The 12017-nt window shown below is 46.9% G+C and carries 8 protein-coding genes; 6 read left to right on the forward strand and 2 right to left on the reverse strand.

What is annotated here, in order from left to right:
- Positions 1 to 283 precede the first annotated feature (283 nt).
- Together purD and purH are read right to left on the reverse strand one after the other, a co-directional pair.
- Positions 284 to 1585: a phosphoribosylamine--glycine ligase gene (purD, locus tag CXF83_RS03590; protein ID WP_101090363.1), complete on the reverse strand. Its 1302-nt coding sequence runs from the start codon at positions 1583 to 1585 to the stop codon at positions 284 to 286.
- Between the two features lie 179 nt (positions 1586 to 1764).
- The gene (gene purH / locus CXF83_RS03595) at positions 1765 to 3354 is read right to left on the reverse strand and encodes a bifunctional phosphoribosylaminoimidazolecarboxamide formyltransferase/IMP cyclohydrolase (RefSeq protein ID WP_101090362.1); all 1590 of its coding nucleotides are present in this window, start codon (positions 3352 to 3354) and stop codon (positions 1765 to 1767) included.
- A gap of 322 nt (positions 3355 to 3676) precedes the next feature.
- Between purH and zntR the strand changes: the two genes are divergently transcribed.
- From zntR to fdhE, 6 genes are all read left to right on the forward strand, one after another.
- On the forward strand, positions 3677 to 4180 hold the full coding sequence (zntR, locus tag CXF83_RS03600) for a Zn(2+)-responsive transcriptional regulator (protein WP_101090361.1): 504 nt from the start codon (positions 3677 to 3679) through the stop codon (positions 4178 to 4180).
- A gap of 2 nt (positions 4181 to 4182) precedes the next feature.
- Complete coding sequence (locus CXF83_RS03605) at positions 4183 to 5514, forward strand: SO_0444 family Cu/Zn efflux transporter (RefSeq protein WP_101090360.1); 1332 nt, start codon at positions 4183 to 4185, stop codon at positions 5512 to 5514.
- 926 nt (positions 5515 to 6440) lie between these two features.
- Positions 6441 to 9461 (forward strand): formate dehydrogenase-N subunit alpha, encoded by a 3021-nt coding sequence (gene fdnG, locus CXF83_RS03615; RefSeq protein WP_101090359.1) that lies wholly within the window; start codon positions 6441 to 6443, stop codon positions 9459 to 9461.
- Between the two features lie 2 nt (positions 9462 to 9463).
- Complete coding sequence (gene fdxH, locus CXF83_RS03620) at positions 9464 to 10372, forward strand: formate dehydrogenase subunit beta (protein ID WP_101090358.1); 909 nt, start codon at positions 9464 to 9466, stop codon at positions 10370 to 10372.
- 5 nt (positions 10373 to 10377) lie between these two features.
- Positions 10378 to 11022, forward strand: a complete 645-nt coding sequence (locus CXF83_RS03625) for a formate dehydrogenase subunit gamma (protein WP_101090357.1) — start codon at positions 10378 to 10380, stop codon at positions 11020 to 11022.
- A 2-nt stretch (positions 11023 to 11024) separates the two neighbouring features.
- Entirely contained in the window at positions 11025 to 11999 is a 975-nt protein-coding gene (gene fdhE, locus CXF83_RS03630) for a formate dehydrogenase accessory protein FdhE (RefSeq protein WP_101090356.1), read from the forward strand.
- Positions 12000 to 12017: the final 18 nt, after the last annotated feature.

Raw genomic sequence — 12017 nt, forward strand, 5'->3', positions numbered from 1 at the left:
TGAAAAAGTATCTAGTACCCGTGTTTCTAGTAGGTGGTTTTATGCAGCGTAGTTGCATTTAAATAAATCGCGATCTAGATCACGTTTTTGTAATCGATATAGTTTCGCTGGTGACAATACGGCTGGGGGATATTGGTATAGAGCTTTATGACCGTCAGTATCTAAAGGTCATTAGTGATTCAATTACAATTTTCTCGCCATACGTCGGAAATTACTACAAATGTTCGCTATAAAAAAGCCCAGTTTTCACTGGGCTTTTAATTGAGATTAAATGCTTAGCGATTTAGCTTTTACCATTCTCACGAGCGATAGCACGGTAGGCGATATCGGTACGAAAATACACGTCATCCCAATGGATAGCGTCAACCAATTGGTAAGCAGATGCCTGTGCTTCAGTCACTGTATTGCCCAAAGCGGTAGCGCATAGCACACGGCCACCATTGGTCACGACTTTACCATCTTGCATGCTGGTGCCAGCATGAAACACTTTCGCATCGTTATTGCCTAAGTCTAAACCCTCAATCACATCGTGCTTTCGATATGCATCTGGGTAACCGCCAGCGGCTAATACCACGCCGACAGCGGCACGTGAATCAAACTCTGCGGTCACTTGATCTAGCTCGCCACGAGTTGAGGCTAAACACAGTTCTACTAGATCAGATTTAAGACGCATCATGATCGGCTGAGTTTCTGGATCACCAAAGCGGCAGTTGTACTCAAGCACTTTTGCGCTGCCATCGGGTGAAATCATCAAACCAGCATATAGGAAACCAGTGTAAACATTACCTTCAGCGGCCATGCCATCAACCGTTGGGCGAATTACGTGATCAATGGTCCAATCATGTACGGCTTGAGTCACAACAGGGGCGGGGGAGTATGCACCCATACCGCCAGTGTTGGGACCATGATCGCCATTGTCTCGTGCTTTATGGTCTTGGCTGGTGGCCATCGCCAGAATGTTCTTGCCATCAACCATCACGATAAAGCTGGCTTCTTCGCCTTTTAGGAACTCTTCGATAACAACCCGAGAACCCGCTTCACCAAAGAGGTTACCGGCCAGCATATCGTCAATTGCCGCATTCGCTTCAGTTTGGTCAGCGGCAATAATCACGCCTTTACCTGCCGCTAAACCATCAGCCTTAATCACGACCGGGTAACCCGTTGTCGCCGTTAATTCTGTTACATAAGCCTTAGCGGGCGCAATGTCGGTAAAGTTTGAGTAAGCCGCGGTTGGAATATTGTGGCGTGCTAAAAAGTCTTTAGTGAAAGCTTTGGAAGATTCTAGCTGCGCAGCACCTTGAGTTGGGCCAAAAATGGGCAAGCCGGCTTCATTGAAAGCATCTACAAGCCCCAATGCGAGTGGGACTTCAGGGCCTACAATGGTAATAGCCACTTTTTGCTCTGCTGCGAAAGCCACCAATGCAGTGATCTCTTCAACGTTAATCGCCACGTTTTCTAACTTTGGCTCTAAAGAGGTGCCAGCATTACCGGGTGCAACAAAAACAGTTTCAACTTGTGCTGATTGCGCCGCTTTCCATGCCAATGCATGTTCGCGACCGCCTCCACCAATAACTAATACTTTCATTTTTTTATCCTTTATCGCTTCTTCATCAATCCTTGTTCGGCATCAAACATACTCATGTATTGGCATACATTGCGTGTGTTTTCTTTACCCAAGAATCGATGACTTTGCGCTAAACCCTAAAATTAATTTTGTTGGAAACTCTAAATCCTAAAATCTAGGATCTAGAATCTGCTTATAAATTAATGACGGAAGTGACGCATGCCAGTAAACACCATTGCCATGCCGTGCTCATCTGCCGCATTGATAATCTCTTGGTCACGAATAGAGCCACCAGGTTGGATGATACAGCTAATGCCAGCAGCGGCAGCAGCATCAATACCGTCACGGAATGGGAAGAACGCATCAGATGCCATCACTGAGTCTTGAACGACTAGCCCTTCGTCAGCCGCTTTAATACCTGCCACTTTAGCGCTATACACTCGGCTCATTTGGCCTGCGCCAACACCGATTGTCATGCTGTTTTTAGCGTAAACAATCGCGTTTGATTTGACAAACTTAGCCACTTTCCAGCAGAACATAAGATCTTTCATTTCGCTAGCTGTCGGTTGGCGTTTAGAGACGACTTTAACATCATCCAATCCAACCATGCCTTGGTCGCGATCTTGTAGCAATAAGCCACCGTTAACACGTTTGTAATCAAGGCTCTCAGTCTTGCTAGCCCATTGTCCACATTCAAGTACGCGTACGTTAACCTTTGCTGCAACAATGTCGCGCGCTGCTTGGCTAACAGACGGGGCAATGATCACTTCAACAAATTGACGCTCAACAATCGCTGCTGCGGTGGCTGCATCTAACTCGCGGTTAAAGGCGATAATGCCACCAAACGCTGACGTTGGGTCGGTTTGGAATGCACGGTTATAGGCTTCTAACAGGTTTTCACCAATAGCCACACCACAAGGGTTAGCATGTTTCACGATGACACATGCTGGCTCATTAAACTCTTTAACACATTCAAGTGCTGAGTCCGTATCGGCGATATTGTTATAAGACAATGCTTTGCCTTGCAACTGAACGGCAGTTGCAACAGAGGCTTCATCGATATGGATATCAACGTAAAAAGCGGCTGTTTGATGGCTATTTTCGCCATAACGCAGATCTTGCTTTTTAACTAATTGAGTATTGTAAGTGCGTGGGAACTTAGAGTCTTCATGACACTCGTCTTTGCTATGTGCAGGGACCTTAGTGCCGAAGTAGTTAGCGATCATGCCATCATATGCAGCAGTGTGCTCAAACGCCGCAATCGCGAGATCAAAACGTGTTTCCAGCGTAGTACTGCCGTTATTTGCGTTCATTTCTGCAATAACACGGCCGTAGTCGTTAGCGTTAACCACTATGGTAGTATCTTTATGGTTTTTAGCGGTTGAGCGAACCATCGTTGGGCCGCCAATATCGATATTCTCGATAGCGTCCGCAAGGGTGCAACCTTCTTTTGCGACGGTTTCTGCAAATGGATATAAGTTAACAGCAACCAAATCGATAGGGTTGATGTTGTTTTGCTCCATTACAAGCTCGTCTATACCACGGCGTGCCAAAATTCCACCATGCACTTTCGGGTGCAAAGTTTTGACACGGCCATCCATTATTTCTGGGTGGCCAGTATAATCCGATACTTCAATGACTGGCACACCATTATCTGCCAACAGGCGGGCAGTGCCACCAGTAGATAGTAGCTCAACACCTTGAGCATGCAGCGCTTGTGCAAACTCTAAGATTCCGGTTTTATCTGAAACGCTTAACAGCGCGCGACGAATAGGTCTGGCATTATTCATTGTAGGTATAGGGTCCAGTAGTTATTTTAAGGATCTTTCGGAAAACAGAACAGTATTGCGTTTGCGAACGCCTACACTGCTTTCCAAAAGTCCCTCAATTTACTCTCCCGTCACGGCGCGCATATTTTAACGCAGTTTTATCCTTGACGGTGTTTTTTTCTGCGCGATTTCACAATACGGTAAACAGAACAAGCATTGATCCAGTTTTTTGTTCAAGATAGCCTTGACCTTGGATACAACTCCAAGGTTTATACTTTGAACATTGATAAATATCGCATCGGCAATATTTGGCAGTCTATCGCGGTGAGATTAGGAGAGAATGATGTATCGAATTGGTGAGCTGGCACAGTTGTGTGAGGTCAGAACGGATACGTTAAGGTTCTACGAGAAACATGGTCTGTTATCACCTTCATCGAGAACAGATTCGGGTTATCGTATCTATACCCAAGCTGATGCTGAACGCTTACGCTTTATTTTGCGTGCTAAAGCGGTCGGTTTTACGCTAGCAGAAATAGCGGAACTGCTGTCGATTGAGTTAGACAAGTCCAATTGGGCCTGTGCTGATGTTAAAGGACTAGTTGACGATAAGCTGGCTAATGTTGAGGCCAAGATTGCCGAACTGAACCATTTTCAACTCTCTTTGCAACGACTATCTCAAGCGTGTTGCGGTGGGCCTGAAAGCGCAGAACATTGCTCCATTTTAGAAGCGTTAGAGTCGAGTACTGAGAACATTCGCTGTGAAAATCATAGCCATACTCACGACGATGCCCAGTTTACTAAAACGTGCCAAGACAAATCAGCGGTTAAGAATTCACAAGAGAAATAGTTATGTTATTAAACAACTTTATCGACCTTTTTTTAGACTCGGCGCCTTGGCTGTTATTGGGCTTAGTGTTGGCGGGCATGCTCAAAATGTTTGTGCCTATGGCTTGGATGCAAAAACAACTTGGCGGCCACGGTTTTAAAACCGTAGTTAAAGCGGCCGTACTGGGTGCGCCTTTACCTTTATGTTCATGTGGTGTTATTCCTGCGGCAGTCGGCTTGCGCCGTAGCGGAGCATCAAAGGCTGCCACTACCTCCTTTTTAGTCTCTACGCCAGAAACTGGGGTTGACTCAGTGACGGTGTCTTACGTGTTGCTCGGCCCATTCATGGCGATTGTTAGGCCAATAGCAGCTGTTATCAGTGCAATTGTGGCAGGCCTATTAGTCGGACGTGACGACGATGACGGCAAACCCGCAGCCGATCAAGCTAAGCAAGCCGAGACATCATCATGCTGTAGTAGTAAGAAAGCGGAACCTAAAGTGGCCACTAGCTCATGCTGTGCAAGTGAAAAGAAAGCACCGCTGAGTATGAAACCGGTTGCAGATAGCAGCGTAATGTCAATGCCAGTCAATGCTGCACCACTGAATTTAAACCAAGCAGCAGGGGCTAAGCAATCAAGTTGCTGTAGCAGTAAAAAAACAGCGCCAATTCAGACTGAAGCTGCCACTTCGTCATGTTGCAGTTCAAAGTCGTCAGACACTACCGCTGAAACTGAAAGCTGCTGCGAGTCGACGAAAGATATCGCTACCGAGTTAAAAGGCACTTCGGTTATTAGTCGTATCGGTAAAGGCTTACATTTTGCGGCGACAGATTTAGTGCGTGATACTACAGTGTGGTTATTGGTCGGTTTATTTTTTGCCGCCTTAGTACAAACTTATGTCCCCGCTGACTTTATGGCAAAATGGGGCGATGGCATTTTAGCGATGTTGGTGATGGTCGTAATTTCTGTCCCTATGTATATCTGCGCGACAGCATCAACGCCTATTGCGGCGGGTTTACTACTGGCTGGCGTTTCACCTGGTGCAGTATTGGTGTTTATGTTGGCGGGCCCTGCGACGAATATAGCCACCTTAGGCGTGGTGACTAAAGAACTAGGCAAGCGCGCGCTATTTGGTTATTTAGGCGGTGTATTGGGCGTGGCATTAGTCTCGGGCATTATCGTCAACTACCTTGTCGAAACCTTTGGTTTTGTGGTTATGCCGCAGATTGGTGAGCAACATAACTTGTTGCCAGCGGCGATTGTCTACACTTCAGGTATTGTGCTTGCCATACTTATGGCTAAAGTCTTTTTAGACATGCTACCTAAAAACTGGTGGCGTCGAGATTGCTGCTCATAGTGTTACCCATCGTATAGGCTTATGCATTAAATTGATGGGTGTATAGATTGGCAGCAGAAAAAAGGCACTCATTGAGTGTCTTTTTTTATATTCATTAAAGCTGTCTGTTGAAACTGTGAGGTGACGAGAGTGCTTAAACTATCGACCATTTAGTCCGCCGCGGTTTGCTGTGGATCAACAAACACTCATCACTATTGAACATAGTAGCAGTCATATTATGTTCATTTTCGATATCAATATTTCATCATCTTCATCCAAACATGGTGCTAAAAACAGCATGTCCCTCGTTCAATGCTGCAAATATCATCTCTTCGACCTAGAGCTGTGCAAATTACGGCAACGGCAATTTGGCCCTATTTCCAGTTAAATCTAAATTAGTCGCTGCCACAGTGACGTTATAGGTGCGCCATATTGTCTCGATATAAATAAATAGCCTTCTGAAAAATTGAATAGCCTTTGTTATTTATAATCGATATCGGCATGTTGCAGGCTTATATTCCCTTGCAAGCCTGATATGGAGGCCTTTTCTAACGGAATTACGTTTTTATCATAGTCTCTATTTATCTTTTTACGTCGATACTTTTAGGGACATATTGTCGTTTTGAGTGGGTTAAATTGTCCGAGCTCGTTGTTTGCGAGTTGGGTAGCATCTAATGCTATGCCTCTTGATGTCTGATTGTATATTCAGCTATAAGCGCTGAATTTTTCTTATATATTGGCATTTAATTCTGTTGGTGTTTTGTTGTGATCTGGATCGTGCGTTAGTAATTGTCCGTATAGGTGACTTTAGGGATAATCCGTTGGCGTTGACGCGTCTTCGTTTAGCGTGCGGCTTAGCAAGACAAGTTAACGACAAAAACCAAACTACAGTGTCGAGATGAGAACCTCGGCCTGGGTAGAAAGAAAACTAATTGTGTGAGGGTAATATGAACAGACGTCAGTTTTTTAAACTGTGCGCGAGTAGTACTGCAACCTCAGCTATCTCTGCACTTGGGCTGTTGCCCAGTAAAGCGTTTGCTGCGGTTCGTGAGTTTAAACTACTAAGAGCGAAAGAGACCCGCAATAACTGTTGTTATTGTTCAGTGGGTTGTGGCTTATTGATGTACAGCCATGGCAGTAACGGCAAAAATGCCGAAAAATCTATTTTCCACATTGAAGGCGATGCGGACCATCCGGTTAACCGCGGCTCACTTTGTCCTAAAGGTGCAGGCCTGGTGGACTATGTGAACAGTCCGAACCGTAACCACTTTCCTGAAGTACGTGAACCAGGTACTAATGAATGGAAACGCATTAGCTGGAATGAGGCATTCGGTCGTATTGCTCGCTTGATGAAAGATGACCGTGATGCAAACTTTATCGAAAAGAACAGCGATGGAACCACGGTAAACCGCTGGTTGAGCACGGGGATGATGACCTCCTCTGCACAGCCAAACGAAGGCGCTTATATTACCCATAAATTTGCTCGTTCTCTTGGCCTCGTTGCCATCGATACTATTGCACGTAACTGACACTCCCCAACGGTAGCAAGTCTTGCTCCAACATTTGGGCGCGGTGCCATGACCAACCACTGGATCGATATTAAGAACTCCAATGTCGTGGTGATCATGGGCGGTAATGCCGCCGAAGCACACCCTGTCGGTTTCGGCTGGGTAACAGAAGCCATGGAACACAATAACGCCAAACTGGTTGTTGTCGACCCTCGTTATAACCGCAGTGCTGCACTGTCGGATTGCTACGCGCCTTTGCGCAGTGGTACAGATATCGCCTTTTTGCTCGGCTTAAGCCGATACCTGATTGAAACCAAACAAGTTAACTATGACTATGTGAAGGCTTATACCAATGCCTCTTATATCGTCCGTGAAGATTTCGAATTTAATGAAGGTCTGTTCAGTGGTTTCGATGAGAAGAGTCGCACCTATGACAAAGAGACTTGGTACTACGAGCTTGATGAAGACGGTTATGCCAAAGTCGACGAAAGTTTTGAACATCCTCGCTGTGTATGGAACCTGCTGAAACAGCATGTGGAACGCTACGATTTTGACACCGTCAGCAACATCACAGGTACCCCTGTTGAGGATTATGAAAAAGTGTGTGCCATCATCGGCAGCACCTACACCCATGACAAAGCAGCAACCTTCATGTACGCCTTAGGTTGGACTCACCACACTAAGGGCACGCAAAATATCCGTTCTATGGCCATGGTTCAGCTATTACTGGGCAATATTGGCGTACTCGGTGGTGGTGTGAACGCACTTCGTGGTCACTCAAATGTGCAGGGCGCAACGGATATGGGGCTACTGTGTCAGGCACTGCCTGGTTACCTCAAATTACCGAGTGATAAAGATACGAGTTTACAGACCTATCTCGATCACCATACGCCAAAACCACTGCGTCCGGGTCAGACCAACTATTGGTCAAACTACCCTAAGTTTTTCATCTCTCAGATGAAGAGTTTCTGGGGCGAGAACGCCACCAAAGAAAACAGTTTCGGTTATGACTGGTTACCGAAGTGGGATCAGCAATATGACTTCACTAAACACATCGACATGATGTACCACGGCGAGGTTAATGGCTATTTTATTCAAGGGGTTAACGCGATTAACTCTATGCCGAACCGTAACAAGACGTTAGCGGCATTTAGCAAGCTGAAGTTCATGGTGGTGATGGATCCACTCGCGACAGAAACATCCGTCTTCTGGAAAAAAGACGACAAGTTTAATGATGTCGATCCAAGCCAGATCCAGACACAGGTTTTCCGTCTGCCGACAACCCTGTTTGCCGAAGAGGAAGGCTGTATTGTCAACTCGGGTCGCTGGATGCAGTGGCACTGGAAAGGCGCTAATGCACCAGGTGAGTCTAAGCCTGATGCTGCGATCTTATCCGGTATCTTGATGAAGCTCCGAGCGCTTTATAAAGAGGAAGGCGGCGTATTGCCTGAGCCGATAAATGCGATTAACTGGGCTGGCTATCACGACTCTCATTTCCCGCATGGGTCGGAAGTGGCAAAAGAGCTCAACGGTATTGATCTTAAAACGGGTAAGCAGCTGGATAGTTTCAGTCAGCTTAAAGATGACGGTAGTACTGCCTGTGGCTGCTGGATCTACTCGGGTTCTTGGACCGAAGAGGGCAACTTGATGGCCCGCCGTGATAACTCGGATCCGTCCGGCAAAGGTATCACTCCGGGTTGGTCATTCGCGTGGCCTTCTAATCGTAGAGTGCTCTACAACCGCGCGTCATGTGACGTTAATGGCAAGCCTTGGGATCCAAAGCGAACCATTGTGGAGTGGAAGCATGATAAATGGCATGGCATCGATGTAGGTGACTTCAATATGAAGCTGACACCACAAGAATCGGCTCATCCGTTTATTATGCAACAAGAAGGTGTTGGACGTTTCTTTGCCCTTAAACACCTGGCTGAAGGACCTTTCCCTGAGCATTATGAGCCCATGGAATCGCCTATTGGCACCAATCCATTGCATCCAAAAGTTGTTAGTAATCCTGCGGTACGTATGCTCGATGGTGTAGCAGAAACCTTAGGTTCGCATAAGGAATATCCGTATGTGTGTACCACATACTGTGTGACTGAACACTTTAACTTCTGGACTGCGCATTGTCGTTTAGCGGCTATCTCGATGCCTGAGACGTTTGTTGAAATTGACGAAGTGTTGGCGGCAGCTAAAGGGATTAACAGCGGCGATTGGGTCACCGTGAGTTCTAAACGTGGGGAGTTGCAGACCAAGGCATTAGTGACTAAGCGCCTACAACCGCTCAAGGTTCATGGACAGCTAGTGCACACCGTGGGATTACCGCGTCATGGCGGTTATAACGCGCTAACTCGCAAGAGCAGCAGTTGTAATGTTCTGACCACAGAAGTCGGTGATGCAAATACTCAGGTGCCTGAATTTAAGGCATTCCTGGTAAATGTTACTAAGGTGGAGGCGATCTAATTATGTCTACTCAAGATATTATTTTAAGCTCCGGCACCTCTAGGCTCAGTCCCGCGGCGCAGGTAAGAAAGAAACTGAGCAAGGTGGCCAAGTTATTTGATGCCACCAAGTGTAACGGCTGTAAGGCTTGTCAGGTTTCCTGCTCTGAGTGGAACGATCTGCGGGCACCCATAGGTGAGTTTACTGGTAGCTACCAAAACCCAGCGGACCTTTCCTCCGAGTGCTGGACTCTGATGAAGTTTAACGAGGTTACCGATGAGAAAGACAAGCTACTACGTTGGCAGTTTACTCATACAGCCTGCATGCATTGTGATGATCCAGCTTGCTTGACCGCTTGTTCGACCAAAGATGCCATTGTTCAACATGCCAACGGTATTGTGGACTTTGACTCTGACAAATGTATCGGCTGTGGATACTGCGTAACCGCTTGTCCATTTGATGTCCCTAAGCTCGACTCTGTGGATCAAAAAGCCTACAAATGCACCATGTGTTCTGACCGATTGCAAGTGGGTCAGGAACCCTCATGTGTGAAATCATGTACCACTGGCGCGCTGAAGTTTGGTACTCGTGAAGACATGCTTTTTATCGCAGATATGCGTATTAAGCAACTTCACGAAAAGGGCTTTACTAAGGCTGGATTGTATAACCCGAAAGGGGTTGGCGGTACCGGTATGATGATGATTTTGCATGATATCGATGACCCCCAAAGCTATGGTTTACCCGCTGATCCAAAGACCAGCTTGTCGATCAAACTATGGCAAGACCTAGTCAAACCTTTGGGAGCTGCAGGGATTATCGCCACTGTGGCGGTGGCTTGTCTGCACCGTATCACTGTGGGCCGCAATATCGTCGAAGAAGATGAACCTGCTGCGTTCGATCACTCTCACCCAAGCAAGTCAGATAAGGAGTAACGCTCATGCATAAGCAGAATAAGATTTTGCGCCATAAGTTGTTCGATCGGATCTGCCACTGGTTTGTGGTGGCGGTGGGCTTGGTGACTTTTCTTACCGGCTTTGGTTTCTTTTTCCCATCTTTTCAATGGTTGGGAGCCATTGCAGGTACGCCGCAGATGGCGCGCTTTGTTCATCCTATCGCCGGCTTGATGATGTGTCTGCCGTTGATGTTGATACTCGTGCGTTATTACCACCATAACAAGTGGGAAAAGAACGACCTTAAATGGATGCTAGCTATCAAGGATGTGATGTTTGAAAACGAGGACAAAATCCCCGCTATCGGCCATTACAATCCGGGGCAAAAAGTGCTGTTTCGCACCTTTGTGGTGACCTCTGTCGTGTTGACAGTGACTGGCATCATGATGTGGCAGCCCTACTTTGCGCCTTACTTTGCCTCCGCTGCTATCGAGTGGGCCATCTTGTTGCACGCCATTTGCGCGGTGATCATGTTGATCTTCGTCATCGTGCATTTCTGGATGGCTACCTGGGTAGAAGGGTCGGTTGCAGGCATGTTGTATGGCTCTGTTTCAAGAGCCTGGTGTAAGAAGCACCATCCCAACATGCTTAATGATCCAAAACTAAAGACTATAAAGCAGGAAAAACACTAATTATGAGCACAGCAATACTCGACGCTGAAAAAATCCCGGCCCAGAAATTGGAGATCAAAACCTTGATCCCTGCAGATCCTCAAGCGATCTACCAATTCCGGGCAGCAAGGCTCGCAGAGCTCGCTGAAGAGTCAGGTTTGCCTGATTACTTTCGCTTGCTGAAGCTGTTGGTCAGCGCACAAGCCCGGGTAGCCTCTGTTACTGATGGCGTTGCCACACCGACAGATTTATCTGAGCTGAGCTGCTTTGGCCCCAAGCCTGAGTTTGATTTCGAGCAAAGTCAGCCTATGGCACAGGGTCATTTTGAGTGGGGAAACTATTGGCAGTCGGTATTGCTGGAGCTCATAAGTGATCTCTTGCCTAAGCTCTTGTCCAAGCCTTCGTCTGAATCTTCGCCTGAAAGTGCGGCGGATCTAACGGCAGTACTAAAGGCGTTAGCGAGTACTGAACCGGAAACCTTACAGCAATATGCCGAGGCGATGTTACTCGGTCACTTTGCAGAGGTTCCGGCTGAGTACACCCTGTTTATCTGGGCAGCGCTATCAGTCTATTGGTCTCACTGGGCGACGGATGTAGCAACAGCTTTAGCAACAACGGGACAAGGCTATAAAACCCTATGCCCGGTGTGTGGCTGTCATCCGGTGGCGAGTGTTATCAAGGAGAAACCACGCACAGGTTTACGTTATCTACATTGCAGCTTATGTGAAACTGAGTGGCATCAGATCCGTGCCGAGTGCACCTCTTGTGGTGAAGACAAAGGGGTTTTTCTTTGGGCTGAAACAGAAACTAAGGCCGCTGTGCGGATCGAAAGCTGTGACACCTGTAAGGGGTACACCAAGATGTTGTTTACTGACATCAACCCCAAATTCGAGGTCGCAGTGGATGATCTAGCAACGCTACTTATGGATAAATATGTGGTAGAGCAAGGCTATTTGGCCACAACGGTTAATCCGCTATTGCTGGCTCACGAGCAGTAAAGTAAGTCCCGTCAGGGC

The organism is Shewanella sp. Choline-02u-19 (assembly GCF_002836205.1).
Lineage (GTDB): Bacteria > Pseudomonadota > Gammaproteobacteria > Enterobacterales > Shewanellaceae > Shewanella.